This is a genomic window from Paracoccus sp. PAR01 (genome assembly GCF_014851995.1).
Classification (GTDB): Bacteria; Pseudomonadota; Alphaproteobacteria; order Rhodobacterales; family Rhodobacteraceae; genus Paracoccus; species Paracoccus litorisediminis.
This window is the reverse complement of record NZ_JACVAW010000008.1, coordinates 85505-101057: the sequence shown is the minus strand read 5'-3', so window position 1 is coordinate 101057 and position 15553 is coordinate 85505. Positions and strand designations below refer to the sequence as shown.

General features: G+C 63.5%; 13 protein-coding genes. 6 read left to right on the top strand and 7 right to left on the bottom strand.

The features are described 5' to 3' along the window. The first annotated feature begins 33 nt into the window (after nucleotides 1-33). Nucleotides 34-1020, top strand: a complete 987-nt coding sequence (locus IB235_RS13925; RefSeq protein ID WP_192337228.1) for an ABC transporter substrate-binding protein — start codon at nucleotides 34-36, stop codon at nucleotides 1018-1020. Between the two features lie 76 nt (nucleotides 1021-1096). On the opposite strand, the gene IB235_RS13920 is transcribed toward IB235_RS13925, so the two are convergent. Continuing rightward, entirely contained in the window at nucleotides 1097-1786 is a 690-nt protein-coding gene (locus tag IB235_RS13920; RefSeq protein ID WP_192337227.1) for a c-type cytochrome, read from the bottom strand. Between the two features lie 325 nt (nucleotides 1787-2111). Here IB235_RS13920 and IB235_RS13915 point away from each other — a divergent pair, with 325 nt between their 5' ends. After that, nucleotides 2112-2714: a YitT family protein gene (locus IB235_RS13915; protein ID WP_155039999.1), complete on the top strand. Its 603-nt coding sequence runs from the start codon at nucleotides 2112-2114 to the stop codon at nucleotides 2712-2714. Nucleotides 2715-2726: 12 nt separating this feature from the next. On the opposite strand, the gene IB235_RS13910 is transcribed toward IB235_RS13915, so the two are convergent. Both IB235_RS13910 and IB235_RS13905 read right to left on the bottom strand, forming a co-directional pair. Next, complete coding sequence (locus IB235_RS13910) at nucleotides 2727-3071, bottom strand: arsenate reductase family protein (RefSeq protein WP_225612320.1); 345 nt, start codon at nucleotides 3069-3071, stop codon at nucleotides 2727-2729. Between the two features lie 143 nt (nucleotides 3072-3214). Continuing rightward, the gene (locus tag IB235_RS13905) at nucleotides 3215-4507 is read right to left on the bottom strand and encodes a DUF3422 family protein (RefSeq protein ID WP_155039866.1); all 1293 of its coding nucleotides are present in this window, start codon (nucleotides 4505-4507) and stop codon (nucleotides 3215-3217) included. A 162-nt stretch (nucleotides 4508-4669) separates the two neighbouring features. Here IB235_RS13905 and IB235_RS13900 point away from each other — a divergent pair, with 162 nt between their 5' ends. Together IB235_RS13900 and IB235_RS13895 are read left to right on the top strand one after the other, a co-directional pair. Beyond that, nucleotides 4670-5179, top strand: a complete 510-nt coding sequence (locus IB235_RS13900) for a murein L,D-transpeptidase family protein (protein WP_155039867.1) — start codon at nucleotides 4670-4672, stop codon at nucleotides 5177-5179. A gap of 100 nt (nucleotides 5180-5279) precedes the next feature. Then, nucleotides 5280-5582 carry a hypothetical protein gene (locus IB235_RS13895; protein WP_225612319.1) on the top strand — a complete coding sequence of 101 codons (303 nt, stop codon included), beginning with the start codon at nucleotides 5280-5282 and terminating at the stop codon, nucleotides 5580-5582. 71 nt (nucleotides 5583-5653) lie between these two features. Here IB235_RS13895 and IB235_RS13890 read toward each other — a convergent pair whose 3' ends face one another. From IB235_RS13890 to IB235_RS13875, 4 genes are all read right to left on the bottom strand, one after another. Beyond that, on the bottom strand, nucleotides 5654-7093 hold the full coding sequence (locus IB235_RS13890) for an NAD(P)(+) transhydrogenase (Re/Si-specific) subunit beta (RefSeq protein ID WP_155039868.1): 1440 nt from the start codon (nucleotides 7091-7093) through the stop codon (nucleotides 5654-5656). A gap of 10 nt (nucleotides 7094-7103) precedes the next feature. Next, nucleotides 7104-8678, bottom strand: a complete 1575-nt coding sequence (locus tag IB235_RS13885; protein ID WP_192337226.1) for a Re/Si-specific NAD(P)(+) transhydrogenase subunit alpha — start codon at nucleotides 8676-8678, stop codon at nucleotides 7104-7106. A 212-nt stretch (nucleotides 8679-8890) separates the two neighbouring features. Beyond that, entirely contained in the window at nucleotides 8891-11029 is a 2139-nt protein-coding gene (locus IB235_RS13880; protein WP_192337225.1) for a malate synthase G, read from the bottom strand. Between the two features lie 174 nt (nucleotides 11030-11203). After that, the gene (locus tag IB235_RS13875) at nucleotides 11204-11824 is read right to left on the bottom strand and encodes a hypothetical protein (RefSeq protein WP_155039871.1); all 621 of its coding nucleotides are present in this window, start codon (nucleotides 11822-11824) and stop codon (nucleotides 11204-11206) included. A 156-nt stretch (nucleotides 11825-11980) separates the two neighbouring features. Between IB235_RS13875 and pepN the strand changes: the two genes are divergently transcribed. Together pepN and IB235_RS13865 are read left to right on the top strand one after the other, a co-directional pair. After that, complete coding sequence (gene pepN / locus IB235_RS13870; protein WP_192337224.1) at nucleotides 11981-14530, top strand: aminopeptidase N; 2550 nt, start codon at nucleotides 11981-11983, stop codon at nucleotides 14528-14530. Between the two features lie 71 nt (nucleotides 14531-14601). Further along, nucleotides 14602-15489 (top strand): 1-acyl-sn-glycerol-3-phosphate acyltransferase, encoded by an 888-nt coding sequence (locus IB235_RS13865; RefSeq protein WP_225612318.1) that lies wholly within the window; start codon nucleotides 14602-14604, stop codon nucleotides 15487-15489. Nucleotides 15490-15553 lie beyond the last annotated feature (64 nt).

Below are 15553 nucleotides of genomic sequence, written 5' to 3'. Positions count from 1 at the left end.
CGGGGCCAAGAGCCCTCAACAGTGGAGAGAGTGATGAAGAAATTCCTGATTTCGGCGGGTCTGCTTTCGCTGATGGCGGGCGCGGCCTCGGCGGCGGATGACCTGACGCTGCAACTGAAATGGGTCACGCAAGCCCAGTTCGGCGGTTATTACGTTGCCAAGGACAAGGGCTTCTACGAGGAAGAGGGCCTGAACGTCACCATCAAGCCCGGCGGCCCCGACATCGCCCCGGTGCAGGTGCTGGCCGGGGGCGGCGCGGATGTCACCGTCGAATGGATGCCCGCCGCCTTGGCCGCCCGCGAAAAGGGCCTGCCCATCGTCAATATCGCCCAGCCCTTCAAGAAATCCGGGATGATGCTGACCTGCCTCAAGGAAAGCGGCGTCGCCGACCCCAAGACCGATTTCAAGGGCAAGACTTTGGGCGTCTGGTTCTCGGGGAACGAATATCCCTTCCTCAGTTGGATGAACCATCTGGGCCTGAAAACCGATGGCAGCCCCGATGGCGTGACCGTGCTGAAACAGGGCTTCAACGTCGATCCTCTGCTGCAGAAACAGGCCGCCTGCATCAGCACCATGACCTATAACGAATATTGGCAGGTCATCGACGCAGGCATCAAACCCGAAGAACTCGTCACCTTCAAATATGACGATCAGGGCGTCGCCACGCTGGAAGACGGGCTCTACGTACTTGAAGAAAAGCTGAACGACCCCGCTATGGCCGACAAGCTGACCCGCTTTGTGCGCGCCAGCATGAAAGGCTGGAAATACGCCGAGGAACATCCGGCCGAGGCCGCCGAGATCGTTCTGGAAAACGACGAAACTGGCGCCCAGACCATCGAGCACCAGACCCGCATGGCCGGAGAAATCGCCAAGCTGACCGCCGGATCGACCGGCACGCTGGATGAATCCGATTTCAAGCGCACGGTCGAGACGCTGCTCTCGGGCGGCTCGGACCCGGTGATCTCGAAAGCGCCGGAAGGGGCATGGACCCACGCCATCTCTGACAAGGCGCTGAACTGACCGGGCTTCTTTCTTGCCTAAATATCCTCGGGGGGTGTCCCCGCAGGGGATGGGGGGCAGACAGCCCCCCTTCTTTTTACTCCTGATCGGGCAGCGCGGGAAGTTTGCGCAGATACAGCACGATCGCGTCCAGATCCTCGGGCGTCATCTTCGCCAGATAGGGATAGGGCATCGGCAGCAGCATTGCGGTGCCGTCGGGCCGTTTCGCCTGCGTGATCATCGTCTTCAGCTCGCCATCGGAATAGTCGACCAGCCCATCCGGACCATTCGTCAGATTGGCGGCGACGGCGACGCCCCAGGGCCCGTGAAACTCGAAACCCCCTGCCCCCAACCGCTTGTCGACCATCGGCCCCTGCGGTCCCATCGGTGTGTGGCATTCCATGCAGTGGCTGATCGGCCCGGCCAGATAGGCACCATATTCCGCACTGACGCCGCGCGCGGGTGGGGTCACGCTGGCGACCGGAGGACCGTAGGCAGGCGGCAGCGGGATCGCATATTCCGACTTGCCCGGATCACCCTCGACCGCGGGAATGCTGCGCAGGTACATCACGATCGAGGCCAGATCCTCATCGCCGAGGCCCCTATACATGGTAAAGGGCATGGGCGGACCAATCAGGCTGCCATCAGGACGCAGCCCCTCGCGGATCGCGCGGGCCAGATCGGCATCGCTCCAATCCGCGATACGCGAGGCGGGGGTGATATTCGGCGCGATGGCGGTGAAGGACGGGTTCTTGTCGACCAGACGGCCGCTAAGGTCGCGGGCCATATCGAAACCCTCGGGTCCGATCGGCGTATGGCAGTTGCCGCAACCGGCTGGACCCTGGACCAGATATTCGCCGCGCTCAACGCTGGGTGCGGCAAGTAGGGCGGTGGGCATTAGGGCAAGGGCTAGAACGGAAATTCCGCATTTCATGGCTGAGACCCCAGTGGATGGACTGCAGGTTAAATACCACGAAGCGCAATCCGCCCAGCGGAGCATTCTTCGGCAAAGGGGCTGTCTCTTTGGTCAGAAAAGTGCGTTTTGTCCGCGAGTACAGGAAATTCCGCCAAGGGATCTTGCGCATTCCCGCCACTCGGGTCAGAGCAGCGCCATGACCGAGAATACCCTCCGACACAGCCTGATCGACGATGCGCAGGGGCTGGCCTATGGCAGCTTCGTGGCAGCGGTCGGCGTCATCCTGATGACCCATATGGGCTTCGTCACCGGCCAGACGGCTGGTCTGGCGATCCTGATTTCCTATGCGACAGGCTGGGGCTTTGGCCCGGTCTTCTTTGCGGTGAACCTGCCCTTCTACTGGCTGGGCTACAAGCGCTTCGGCCTGACCTTCACCCTGAAAAGCTTTGTCGCCGTGGCGCTGCTTTCGGTCATGGCGCAGTTCTTGCCCGCCCAGATGCAATTCGGCCATGTCCATCCCGGCGTGGCGGCGGTGCTGCTGGGATGCTTGACCGGATCGGCGCTCCTGGCGCTGTTCCGGCACGGGTCCTCACTGGGCGGGATCGGGATTGTGGGGCTGTATATTCAGGACCGAACCGGTTTCCGCGCCGGATGGACGCAGATGATCTTTGACGCCTGCCTGTTCGGCTGCGCGCTGCTGCTGCGCGACTGGCAGACGGTCGGCTGGTCGTTCTTGGGTGCGGTGGTGCTGAACCTTGTGATCGCGATGAACCACCGCCGCGACCGCTACATCGCCTGAAGGCACGGCCCTTTAGGCCGCCACCCCCAGCGCGCGTTTCACATTCGCAGTCCAGCCCAGCAGACGCAGATCGCCCTGCACGATTGCCGGACGCTTCATCAGCGAAGGTTTGGCCAGCAGCATCTCCAGCGGCGTGGCGGCGCGTTCGTCCTCGGACATGCCACGCCATGTCAGGCTGGCGCGGTTGACGATCTTTTCGCCAAAGGCGGGGATCATCTGCTGCCAGTCCTCGGTGGACAAGGGCGCGGTCTTTACGTCGCGAAAGTCGACGGTCCAACCCGCTGCTTCAAGCTCGGACTGGGCTTTCTGGCAGGTCGAGCAATGGGCCAGCCCGTACATGGTCAGGTTCTTGGTCATCAGATCAGCGGCACCAGAGGAACGTTGCAGGCGGAAAGGGCCAGAATGGCCAGCAGGGAAAGGGCAAGTTTCAAGGAAAGGCTCCTGGGGTTTTAGCCGCGCCTTATCGCCCGGAAGGCGACAAGGGTAAAGCCACGGCCCGTTCAGTGGTCATCATGCAGCCGCGCCCTGATCCGGTGCATCCCGAACCACACCGCCAGCACCACCAGCGGCGTCAGCGCAGCGATCAGCACGGATTTATCCAGATGCACGGCATGGGCCAAGGGATACAGCGCATAGCCCAGCAACCCGACCGCGTAATAGCTGATCGCGACGACCGACAGCCCCTCGACCGTGTGCTGCAAGCGCAGCTGCAAATCGGCGCGGCGGTCCATGCGCTGCATGATTTCCTGGTTCTGGGCACCGCGCCAGACATCGACGCGGGTGCGCAGCAGTTCACCGGCGCGCTCGGCCCGGTCCAGTAGGGTGGCCAGCCGTTTCTCGGTGGATTTCACCGTCCGCATCGCCGGGGCATAGCGGCGCTGCATGAACTCGGTCAGCATCTGCCCGCCCATGAAGCGGGTCTCGCGCAGGGCGGCGACGCGCTCCATCACGATGGCCTCATAGGCGGCGGTCGCGCCAAAGCGGAAACTGTGCTGGGTCGCAGCGCTTTCCAGTCGGGTCGAAACCGACAACAGGTCATGCAGGACCGCCTCGGACGGGCGGGTATCGTCGGCCATGCCTTGCAGGATGTCGCTCAGCTGCACTTCCAGCCCGTTCATTTGCTCGCTCAGGATGCGGGCGCGGCCCAGACCCAGCATCGACATGGCGCGGTAGGTTTCCAGATCCAGCAGGCGCTGGATGATCCGCCCGACCCGACCCGAAGCGGTGCCGGGACGGACAAATACGGCAAAACGCATCCAGCCCGCCGGATCGATGCGGAAGTCGCCGGCCACGGCAGCGGATTCGTCCAGCACCCAGACCGAGGCAAGACTTTCGGCCGCGAACCATTCTTTCAGGCGCGGTTTGATCTCATTCGGGTCCTCGGGCAGGACGTCGACATGGACGATGACCGCCGCCACGCGTTTACCCGGCGCGTTGCGCTGCCAGTCCAACGGAAATATCTCACCCACCGAAGGATCGAAGGGCCGCGGCGGCAGGCCACGGGCAAAGGCCGTGTAGGTCACGAACTCGGTGTGGCTTTCCCAGCGCAGCTTGTGACGACCCAGTTGCGCGGCATAGTGCCCCGCCTGCGGGTCCGGGCTGGGCGAGCCGTGGCGGCTGCACAGATCGGCCAGATGCGCGACATCGCGCGACCGTTCACGGTTGGCAGCATCGCGCGGTTCCTTGAAGGCCACGAAGACGGCGGTGCAAGGGGCCTCAAGCCGCGGCGAGGGCCGGGCATGGAGTTCATTGACAAGGGCATAGCGCAGCGGGTGTTCGGCTTGGTCGTTCATGCGCGAATGATTAGCAGGCCCGTTTCGCGGCGCATAGAGAAAAGCCGGAGGCCGAATTTCGCCGCGTCAGTGGGGTTGCCTCAGCATTTCGTGATCGTCACCTGATTGTTGCCCGCGCCGGTTGCAGGCAAAATAGCGCAAAACACCACCGAGGGGACAGTGATGAGACGCTGGTTGACCGGATTGATCGTCGTCGGGCTGATCGCAGGGCTGTCCGCCTGCGGTCCAAGCAAGTTCAAGCGCTACTCCGGTCCTCCTGTGACCGAGGTGCTGGTTCTCAAGGGCGAGCGCAAGATGTACCTGCTGAGCGGCAACCGCGCGCTCAAGGCCTATAATATCGGGCTGGGCAATGAGCCGATCGGCCACAAGCAGGTCGAGGGCGACGGCAAGACGCCCGAGGGGCTGTATTACATCGACCGCCGCAATCCTGACAGCAAGTATCACCTCTCGGTCGGGGTGTCCTATCCGAACGTGGTGGACAGCGCAAATGCCGCCTCGTTCGGCATGCGTCCGGGCGGCGACATCTTCATCCACGGTCAAGGGCCTGAAGGCCGCGTCCTGTCCCAACGCCAGCGCGATTGGACTGCTGGCTGCATCGCTGTTCGCGACGACGAGGTCGAGGACGTCTATGCCATGGTCCGCAATGGGACCCCGATCCGCATCCTGCCCTGATCTTGCGGTGCGGCCCAGAAATGGGCCGCAAAAACCCTGTTTGCGGGGAATGAAGCACCTGTTCAAATAGTCAGATAGGCGCTTCCTTCCATACAGGTTAATGGTTGACGGTACTTTTCACGTGCTGAAGGCCATGTATTTACCCCCAGTCATTCATGCTGCGCTGATTGATTCCGACGAGACCGAAGGCTATGTGCCTGCGGCCATTGAATCTGTCCTGCGTTTCGGTCCGAAGTCAAAATGGCGTGCCGGCGCCATTGTGATGGGTTGTGCCGAACGTTCGCAGGCCGTGGCGATACGCTGCGCCCTGCTGATCCCGCGCCGTGGAAAGCGCACGCGCAAACTTGCGCTGCATCCCGCGCTGCCCGCCGAAGTCGTCAAATCCATGCTCCGGGCTCTTTGAACCACCATGACCAAGCGGCAAAGAAAAAAGGCGGGCCCCTGGGCCCGCCTTGATCGTTTCGTCGCTGCGCCTCAGTCGATCATCGGCAGCAGCTGGTCGATGGATTTCTTGGCGTCGCCATAGAACATCCGGGTGTTCTCCTTGTAGAACAGCGGATTTTCGATGCCGGAATAGCCGGTGCCCTGCCCGCGCTTCGACACAAAGACCTGCTTCGCCTTCCAGACCTCCAGCACCGGCATGCCGGCAATGGGGCTGTTCGGGTCCTCTTGCGCCGCCGGGTTCACGATGTCGTTCGAGCCGATGACGATGGCCACGTCGGTATTGGGGAAGTCCTCGTTGATCTCGTCCATTTCCAGAACGATGTCGTAAGGGACCTTGGCCTCGGCCAGCAGCACGTTCATGTGGCCCGGCAGGCGACCCGCGACCGGGTGAATGGCAAAGCGGACATTCTTGCCACGCGCCCGCAGCTTGCGGGTCAGCTCCGACACCGATTGCTGCGCCTGTGCCACGGCCATGCCATAGCCCGGAACGAAGACGATCTCATCGGCCTCGTTCAGGGCCGCAGCCACGCCCTCGGCGTCGATGGCGATCTGTTCGCCCTCGATCTCCATCGCCGGGCCGGTCTCACCACCGAAGCCGCCAAGGATGACGCTGACGAAGTTGCGGTTCATCGCCTTGCACATGATGTAGGACAGGATCGCACCGGACGAGCCGACCAGCGCGCCGACCACGATCAGCAGATCATTGCCCAGCGTGAAGCCGATGGCCGCCGCCGCCCAACCGGAATAGCTGTTCAGCATGGACACGACGACCGGCATGTCGGCGCCGCCGATGCCCATGATCAGGTGATAGCCGATGAAGAAGGCGGCCAGCGTGATGACCAGCAGCCACAGCACCGGCGCGCCGGTGGTGCAGTAAAGGATCACGGCCAGCAGCGACAGCGCGGCGGCACCCGCATTCAGCATATGCCCGCCCGGCAGTTTCTTGGGCTTGCCGTCGATCTTGCCGGCGAGCTTTCCGAAAGCCACGATCGAGCCGGTGAAAGTCACCGCACCGATAAAGATCCCCAGTGCGACCTCGACCTTGAGCATGGCGATCTCGGCCGGGGACTTGTGTGCCAGCACCGCGGCAAAGCCGTGGAACTCGGCGCTCGCGTCAGCGGCCTTGGCGCGCAGCACGCGGCCCAGTTCGAATTGCGCGTTGAAGCCGATCAGCACGGCGGCAAGCCCGACAAGGCTGTGCATCGCGGCGACCAGTTGCGGCATTTCCGTCATCTGGACGCGCTTGGCGACGATCCAGCCGATGCCGCCGCCAATGGCCAGCATGACCAGCGACAGGAACCAGTTGCCTGCGCCGGGACCGAACAGGGTGGCCACGACCGCAAGGGCCATGGCCGAGATGCCATACCAGACCGCGCGCTTGGCGCTTTCCTGTCCCGAAAGCCCGCCCAAGGACAGGATGAACAGGACGGCGGCCACCACATAGGCGGCGGTGGTGATTCCGAACTCCATCACCCTCTCCTCACGACTTCTGGAACATGGCAAGCATCCGGCGCGTGACCAGGAAACCACCAAAGATGTTGACGCCCGCCATCAGCACCGACGCCGCGCCAAGGATCACGATCAGCCACGACCCCGAGCCGATCTGCAGCAGCGCGCCGACGATGATGATCGAGGAAATCGCGTTGGTGATCGCCATCAGCGGCGTGTGCAGCGAGTGGCTGACATTCCAGATCACCTGGAAGCCGACGAAGCAGGCCAGCACGAAGACGATGAAATGCGACAGGAAGCTGGTCGGAGCAAAGCTGCCGATCAGCAGCATCAGCACCGCACCCGCGCCCAGAAGCGTCACCTGCGACTTGGTCTGTGCCTTGAAGGCGGCGATTTCCTGTTCGCGGCGCTCCGCAGGGGTCAGCTCCTTGGCTTTCTCCTTGGGCTTCTGCGCGGCGATCGCGGCCACCTTGGGCGGCGGCGGGGGCCAGGTCACGTCGCCGTCATGGGCGACGGTTGCGCCACGGATGACGTCGTCCTCCATGTTCTGGACCAGTTGGCCGTCCTTGCCGGGCGTCAGGTCGGCCAGCATGTGGCGGATGTTGTTGCCGTAAAGCTCAGACGACTGCGCGGCCATGCGAGAGGGGAAATCGGTATAGCCGATGATGACGACGCCGTTCTCGGTGACGAAACGCTCATCGGGGACGGTCAGGTCGCAGTTGCCGCCACGCTCGGCGGCCAGATCGACGATGACCGAGCCGGGCTTCATCGCCTCGACCATGTCCTTGGTCCACAGCTTCGGCGCATCGCGGCCGGGGATCAGCGCCGTGGTGATGACGATGTCCATGTCGGGCGCAAGCTCGCGGAACTTTTCCAGCTGCTTTTCGCGGAATTCCGGGCTGGAGGGGGCGGCATAGCCACCGGTCGCCGCACCGTCCTGAAGCTGCTCCTTGAAATCAAGGTAGACAAAGGACGCGCCCATGGATTCGATCTGCTCGGCCACTTCGGGCCGCACGTCAAAGGCATAGACCTGCGCGCCAAGGCTGGTCGCGGCCCCGATGGCCGCCAGACCGGCGACACCCGCGCCCACCACCAGCACCTTGGCCGGGGGCACCTTGCCCGCCGCCGTCACCTGCCCGGTGAAGAAGCGGCCGAAATTATTGGCAGCCTCGATCACTGCGCGATAGCCCGCGATATTCGCCATCGAGGACAGCGCGTCCATTTTCTGCGCGCGCGAGATCCGCGGGACCATATCCATGGCGATGGCGGTGATGCCCTGTTCGCGCGCGGTTTCCAGCAGTTCGGCATTCTGCGACGGATAGAAATGCGAGATCAGCGTCTGGCCGTGGCGCATCTGCTTGATCTCGGCCTCGCTTGGCGGACGAACCTTGACCACAACGTCAACGTCATTCACCAGTGCCGAGGAGGTCGGCTCGACGGTGATACCCGCCGATGCATAGGCTGCGTCGGTAAAGCCTGCGCGCACACCCGCGCCGCTTTCCACATAGACCTCGTGACCCAGTTTTCGCAGATGGGCCGCCGAGGCCGGAGTGATCGCAACCCGCGCCTCTCCCTCGTAACTCTCCTTCAAAGCGCCAATCTTCACGAGGGCACCTCCCCTGTTAGCGTGTTACAGGCGAGTTGATAGCATCGCGAAATTATCTTTCACAAGGGCGTGACGGGCGAACTCATCCCGAATATTGACGTAAGGTCAATTTGGCGTTTTCTGCGAATTTTCTGGCAAAACGACGAAAAAGGCGCCGGAGCTGCCGCAAATTCGCGTAGCTTCCGGCGCCCAAAGGCAGATGTTTCGCTGCGTCAGATCGCGCGCTCGGCCTTGGCCTGCAGACGACGGGCATGCAGCACCGGCTCGGTATAGCCCGAGGGCTGCACGCGGCCGAGGAAGACCAGATCGCAGGCCGCCTGGAAGGCCACGCCGTCATAGCCCGGCGCCATGGCGCGGTAGGCGGCGTCACCGGCGTTCTGACGGTCCACCACGGCGGCCATCTTGCGCATCGCGTCCATCACCTGCGCTTCCGAGACGATGCCGTGATGCAACCAGTTGGCCAGCGACTGCGCCGAGATGCGCAGCGTTGCCCGGTCCTCCATCAGGCCGACATCGTTGATATCCGGCACCTTCGAGCAGCCGACGCCCTGATCGACCCAACGCACGACATAGCCAAGGATACCCTGACAGTTGTTTTCCAACTCGCGCGTGACTTCGGCGTCGCTGTAGTTGCGGCCCCCGGCCAGCGGGATGGTCAGCAACTCATCCAGCCGCGCCGGGCGCTTCAGCTCGGCGATCTCGGCCTGACGGGCATGGACATCGACCTGATGGTAGTGGGTTGCATGCAGAGTGGCAGCGGTGGGGCTGGGCACCCAAGCGGTATTCGCGCCGGCCATCGGATGGGCGATTTTTTGCGTCAGCATGTCGGCCATCAGGTCGGGCATCGCCCACATGCCCTTGCCGATCTGGGCCTTGCCGGCCAGACCACAGGCCAGACCGATATCGACGTTGCGATCCTCATAGGCGGCGATCCATGGCTGGGATTTCATCTCGCCCTTGGCCAGCATCGCGCCGGCCTCGATCGAGGTGTGGAACTCATCGCCGGTGCGGTCCAGGAAGCCGGTATTGATGAAGGCCACCCGGTGTTTCGCGGCGCGGATGCATTCCTTGAGGTTGGCGCTGGTGCGGCGCTCTTCGTCCATGATGCCCAGCTTGACGGTGTGGCGCGGCAGGCCCAGCACCTGTTCGACACGGTCGAAGATCTCACTGGCGAAGGCGACTTCTTCGGGGCCGTGCATCTTGGGCTTCACGACATAGATCGAACCGGTGACCGAGTTGCCCGCACCATCGCGCTTCAGATCGCGCATACCGCAAAGCGCGGTGACCATGGCGTCCAGCAGACCCTCGAAGACCTCGTTGCCCTCACGGTCAAGGACGGCGGGGGTGGTCATCAGGTGGCCGACATTGCGCACCAGCATCAGCGCGCGGCCCTTATGGGTGACGGTCGAACCATCGGGCGCGGTGAAGCTGACGTCGGGGTTCAGTCGGCGGGTAAAGGTCTTGCCGCCCTTCTCGACCTGCTCCGACAGGGTGCCGTCCATCAGGCCCAGCCAGTTGGAATAGGCCAGCGCCTTGTCCTCGCCATCGACACAGGCGACCGAATCCTCGCAATCCATGATCGCGGACAGCGCCGATTCCAGCACGATGTCCGAAATCCCGGCCTTGTCCTGCCCGCCGACCGGGGTCGAGGAGTCGATGACGATGCGGATCAGCAGCCCGTGATGCTTCAGGAAGATATCCGAAGGCGTCGCGGTATCACCCAGATAGCCCGCAAAACCCGCAGCATCGCCCAGCGCCGGGGACAGGACACCATCGGTGACGCTCAGCGCGGCAACATCGCTCCACGAGCCAGCGGCCAGCGGCACGGAACGGTCAAGGAAATCGCGACCCCATGCGATCACGCGCGCGCCACGCCCGGCATCATAGCCCTTGCCTTGCGGCATGTCGCCCAGCGCATCGGTGCCGTAAAGCGCATCGTAAAGGCTACCCCAGCGGGCATTGGCGGCGTTCAGCGCGTAGCGGGCGTTGGTGATCGGCACGACCAGCTGCGGACCGGCGACACTGGCGAATTCGGGATCGGTCGCAGAGGTCTCGATCTGGAAGTCATCGCCTTCGGGAACCAGATAGCCGATCTCGGTCAGGAAATCGCGGTAGGCACCTGCATCGACGGGCTGACCCTTGCGCGAAAGGTGCCATGCGTCGATCGAGGATTGCAGTTCGTCCCGACGGTCCAGCAGCGCCCGGTTGCGGGGACCGAAATCATGCAGCAGGGCCGAAAGGCCTTCCCAGAAACGGCGCGGCTCGACACCGCTTCCCGGCAATGCGCGCTCATTGATGAATGCGGCCAGGGTCTCGTCCACCCGCAAACCAGCCTTTTCGACACGCGCCATCGCGATTCCTTCCTAATTCCAACAGCATGAGTGATTTCGGTATACGGTGGCATGCCAAACCCCGCAACCGTGCAACCGCGCCCAGTATTAAGCGCGTATTGAAGGATATTCCCCAAGAAATAGAGAAACCGCCGGCGGAATACCCGCACGGCGGTCCTTTTGCCTTAAACCGGATCAGTTGGCCGGAGGCGTGGTCGTCGTCGCCGGAGGCGTTGCCGGTTCAACGGTCACGGCATCCTCGACAGCCTGACCGGCATCCTTCATCGCCTCTCCGGCTGCGGTCGCAGCATCCTTGGCCGCATCCTCGGCAGCGTTCACGGCATCCGAGGCCGCTTCACCCGCCGCATTGGCCGCATCCGTGGCGGCATTGGCCGCGTCGGTTGCCGCATCGTTCACGGCAGCCCCTGCGGCGTCGGCCGCGCTTTTGGCTGCGGTGGCTGCGTCAGTGGCCGCCTCACCTGCCGCATCGGCGGCATTGGTCGCCGCATCTGCAGCCGTATTGGCGGCATCTGCCGCCGCCTCGGGTTCCGTCGTCGTCGCCGGAGCGGTCGAGGTCTCTGCCGGGGCGGTGGTGGTCACGGCGGCAGGCTCGGTCCCGGTCGTGACCTCATTTCCGTTCATGAAATATTGCACGACGAAATAGGCGATCGCCAATGCAAGCAGGATGCCGATGATCAACGGCAGGGGCGAGGCGCGACGTTCCACAGGCTCCACATAGGTCTGGTTGGCCGGATCCCGGTAGGCGGGATCGACCGGATCATTCCTGTTCGGATCATTCGGATCGTAATTGGCCATCTTGGCTCTCCTCGGGACAAGTTTCGAAGGGGTCTCGCCCGGGATTGCGCCGCATGGCAATCGGCCCGGTGGGTTGCGACCCGGATATCCTGCGATTAACAATCGGGTTTCCGCGCGAGTTCCCGCGACTTGCCAAGTTTTTTGAAGGTCCATGTCATGACCGACACGCAATATCTCTCTGATTGGCGTCCCTATCCCTATGAGATCCTCGAGACCCGGCTGGAGTTCCGGCTGGACCCAAGGGCCACGATCGTGCGCTCGCAGATCGACTTCCGCCGCCTTGCGCCCGAGGATCTGGTCCTTGACGGCGCGGGTCTGAAGACCCTTTCGCTAAGCATCGATGGCCAAGCTGTTTCGCCCTCGCTGATCCCGCAGACGGATGGAAAGCTGATCATCCCCGCCGCACAGCTTCCCGACAGCTTCACCCTTGAGGCCGAGGTTCAGATCGACCCCGAGGCGAATACCGCCCTTGAGGGTCTCTACCTTTCCGGCGGCATGTTCTGCACCCAATGCGAGGCCGAGGGCTTCCGCCACATCACCTGGTATCCCGACCGCCCCGATGTCATGGCCCCCTTCCGCGTGACCGTGCATTCCGATCAGCCGGTGCTGCTGTCGAATGGCAACCCGGTCAGCAGCCAGCCGGGTCAATCCGTCTGGCACGATCCATGGCCCAAGCCCGCCTATCTGTTCGCGCTGGTCGCAGGCGATCTGCGCGCCATCTCGGACCGCTTCACCACCATGTCGGGACGTGACGTCGCGCTGAACGTCTGGGTGCGTCCGGGCGACGAGCCGCGCGCGGGCTATGCGATGGAGAGCCTTATCCGTTCGATGAAATGGGATGAGGAAGCCTACGGCCGCGAATATGACCTCGATGTGTTCAACATCGTCGCCGTCGATGACTTCAACATGGGCGCGATGGAGAACAAGGGCCTGAACATCTTCAACTCGAAGCTGGTCCTTGCCACCGCAGAAACCGCGACCGATGGCGATTACGAGCGAATCGAGGGCGTCATCGGCCACGAATATTTCCACAACTGGACCGGCAACCGCATCACCTGCCGCGACTGGTTCCAGCTGTGCCTCAAGGAAGGGCTGACGGTCTTCCGCGACCAGCATTTTACCAGCGACATGCGCTCGGCCTCGGTCAAGCGTATCCATGACGTGCAGACCCTGCGCGCGCGGCAATTCCGCGAGGACGCGGGTCCGCTGGCCCATCCCCCGCGCCCCGACCACTATCAAGAAATCAACAACTTCTACACCGCCACCGTTTATGAAAAGGGCGCCGAGGTCATCGGCATGCTCAAGCGGCTGGTTGGCGATGAAGGTTACCGCAAGGCGCTGGACCTGTATTTCGACCGCCATGACGGGCAGGCCTGCACGATCGAGGATTGGATCGCTGTCTTCCAGGACGCGACGGGCCGCGATCTGACGCAGTTCAAGCGCTGGTATACGGATGCGGGCACCCCTCGTCTGTCGCTGACCGAGGAATGGTCCGATGGCAAGCTGGTCCTGAACTTCCGCCAGCACACCGCCCCTACCCCCGGCCAGCCCGACAAGCCCGCCCGTGTCATTCCCATCGCCCTTGGCCTGATCGGCCCCAATGGTGACGAGGTCCTGCCGACCACCGTGCTGGAGATGACCGAAACCGCGCAAAGCTTCACCTTTGACGGCTTGGGCGCGCGTCCGGTCGTGTCGCTGCTGCGCGGCTTCTCGGCCCCCGTCACCGTCGCACGCGAGATGACGGCGGATGAGCAGGCCTTGCTGCTGGCCCATGACACCGACGCCTGCGCCCGCTGGCAGGCGGGTCATGACCTTGCGCTGGATGGGCTGATCGCCCGCGCGCAGGGGCAGGAAGGCGGGGCCGAGTTCATCCGCGCCATCGCCGGGCTTCTGGACGATGCGGAATCCGATCCGGCCTTTGCCGCGCTTTGCCTTGTCCTGCCGGGTGAGGAGGAAATCGCCACCACCATGGCAGCAGCGGGCGTGACCCCTGACCCGGACGCGATCCACCGGGCCCGCACCGCGCTGATGCTTGAGCTTGCCACCGCCCATCAGACGGCGCTGGCCCGGCTGTATGACGCGATGGAGTCCAAGGGCCCCTATGTGCCCGATGCGGAAGGCGCGGCCCATCGCAGCCTGCGTCTGGCCTGCCTTGCCTATCTCAGCCGTCTTGACGGCGGTGACCGGGCCGAGGCGCTGTTTGCCAGTGCCACTAACATGACCGAACGTCAGGGCGCACTGGAGCAACTGATCGCTGCAGGCCGAGACAAGGATGCTCTGGCACGGTTTGAGGCCGAGTTCCGCCAGAACCGCCTTGTCATGGACAAGTGGTTCATGGTCCAGCCCCTGCGCGCCGCAGCGGGTCAGGCCGTCGTCCGTGCCCGTGAACTGGCCGCGCGGTCGGATTTCGACTGGAAGAACCCCAACCGCTTCCGGGCGCTGATCGCGGGGTTGACCTCGAACCATGCTGGCTTCCATGCGGCGGATGGCTCGGGCTACGACTTCCTTGCCGACTGGCTGATGAAGCTCGACCCGGTCAACCCGCAGACCACGGCACGCATGTGCTCGGCCTTCGAGACGATCTCGCGTTATGATGCGGGCCGTCAGGCCAAGGCGCGCGTCGCGTTGCAACGCATTGCCGCCATGCCGGGACTTTCGCGCAACACATCCGAGATGGTTACGCGTATCCTTGCCGGCGCTGGCTAAGGTTGCGTCAAGCGGTCTTGCAGCCGCCTCGCGGGCACGGCAATACTGCCGCTATGGATGCCCGCGAGGACATGAAAAGACGCCTTGATCCGCTGATAGACGAGCGGGCACCTTGGCTTTTTTCAGGCCGTTGGCACCATAACCTCGCGCGGCGGGTACTGATGTGGCTGCTGCGCTATCCCCAGACCGTCGAACTGGGCGCCGAGTTCCGCGACCTGCCCGCCGATGAGATCATGCGCCGCATGGCCCAGCTGATCGTGCGCGATCTGACGGTTGAGGGGCTGGAAAACCTGCCCGCCACCGGGGCGGCACTGATCGTTTCGAACCATCCGACCGGGATCGCCGACGGGATCGTGCTGCATACGGTGATCTCGGCGGTGCGGGACGATCTGTTCATCTATGCCAATCACGACATCATGCGGGTCCTGCCGCAATGCAGCAGCCTGATCGCCCCGGTGGAATGGCGCACTGAAAAGCGCAGCCACGCCAAGACCCGTGCCACGATGGATTACACCCGCGAGGCGCTGGCGCGCGGCCGCATCGGTCTGATCTTCCCCTCGGGTAGGCTGGCCAAACGTCGAGGTGTTACCCTGCATGAGCGCCCGTGGATGGCCAGTGCGGCGATGATCGCCAAGAAATTCGACGTGCCGGTCATCCCCCTGCGTATTCGGGCGCGCAACTCGACGCTGTTCTACCTGCTGGACGCGATCCACCCGACGGTGCGGGACGTGACGCTGTTCAACGAGGTGCTGAACAAGGGCGCGCAACCCTTTGCCGTCACAATAGGCCAACCTATCCAACCGGCATCCCTGCCCGCCCGCAGCGAGGAGGGCATCGCCATCCTGCGCGACGCCGTCCTGAACCTTCCGCCGCCTTCGGCACAGGCCACCCAACTGTCGCAGATCCGCAGGCTGTCGCAGGTCCGCCATGCCATGACCAAACCGCACCCGATCGAGTGAAATCGTCAGCGCACCGCGTGTGGCCGATGCCATGTTTGGGTATTTAAGAAACGAAGAAATCCAG

Excerpts from the sequence above, each read along its gene's own strand:
- IB235_RS13925 (WP_192337228.1), top strand. The coding sequence starts at position 34 with ATGAAGAAATTCCTGATTTCGGCGGGTCTGCTTTCGCTGATGGCGGGC.
- IB235_RS13920 (WP_192337227.1), bottom strand. The coding sequence starts at position 1,786 with ATGGCCCGCGACCTTAGCGGCCGTCTGGTCGACAAGAACCCGTCCTTC.
- IB235_RS13915 (WP_155039999.1), top strand. The coding sequence starts at position 2,112 with ATGACCGAGAATACCCTCCGACACAGCCTGATCGACGATGCGCAGGGG.
- IB235_RS13910 (WP_225612320.1), bottom strand. The coding sequence starts at position 3,071 with ATGACCAAGAACCTGACCATGTACGGGCTGGCCCATTGCTCGACCTGC.
- IB235_RS13905 (WP_155039866.1), bottom strand. The coding sequence starts at position 4,507 with ATGAACGACCAAGCCGAACACCCGCTGCGCTATGCCCTTGTCAATGAA.
- IB235_RS13900 (WP_155039867.1), top strand. The coding sequence starts at position 4,670 with ATGAGACGCTGGTTGACCGGATTGATCGTCGTCGGGCTGATCGCAGGG.
- IB235_RS13895 (WP_225612319.1), top strand. The coding sequence starts at position 5,280 with ATGGTTGACGGTACTTTTCACGTGCTGAAGGCCATGTATTTACCCCCA.
- IB235_RS13890 (WP_155039868.1), bottom strand. The coding sequence starts at position 7,093 with ATGGAGTTCGGAATCACCACCGCCGCCTATGTGGTGGCCGCCGTCCTG.
- IB235_RS13880 (WP_192337225.1), bottom strand. The coding sequence starts at position 11,029 with ATGGCGCGTGTCGAAAAGGCTGGTTTGCGGGTGGACGAGACCCTGGCC.
- IB235_RS13875 (WP_155039871.1), bottom strand. The coding sequence starts at position 11,824 with ATGGCCAATTACGATCCGAATGATCCGAACAGGAATGATCCGGTCGAT.
- pepN (WP_192337224.1), top strand. The coding sequence starts at position 11,981 with ATGACCGACACGCAATATCTCTCTGATTGGCGTCCCTATCCCTATGAG.
- IB235_RS13865 (WP_225612318.1), top strand. The coding sequence starts at position 14,602 with ATGAAAAGACGCCTTGATCCGCTGATAGACGAGCGGGCACCTTGGCTT.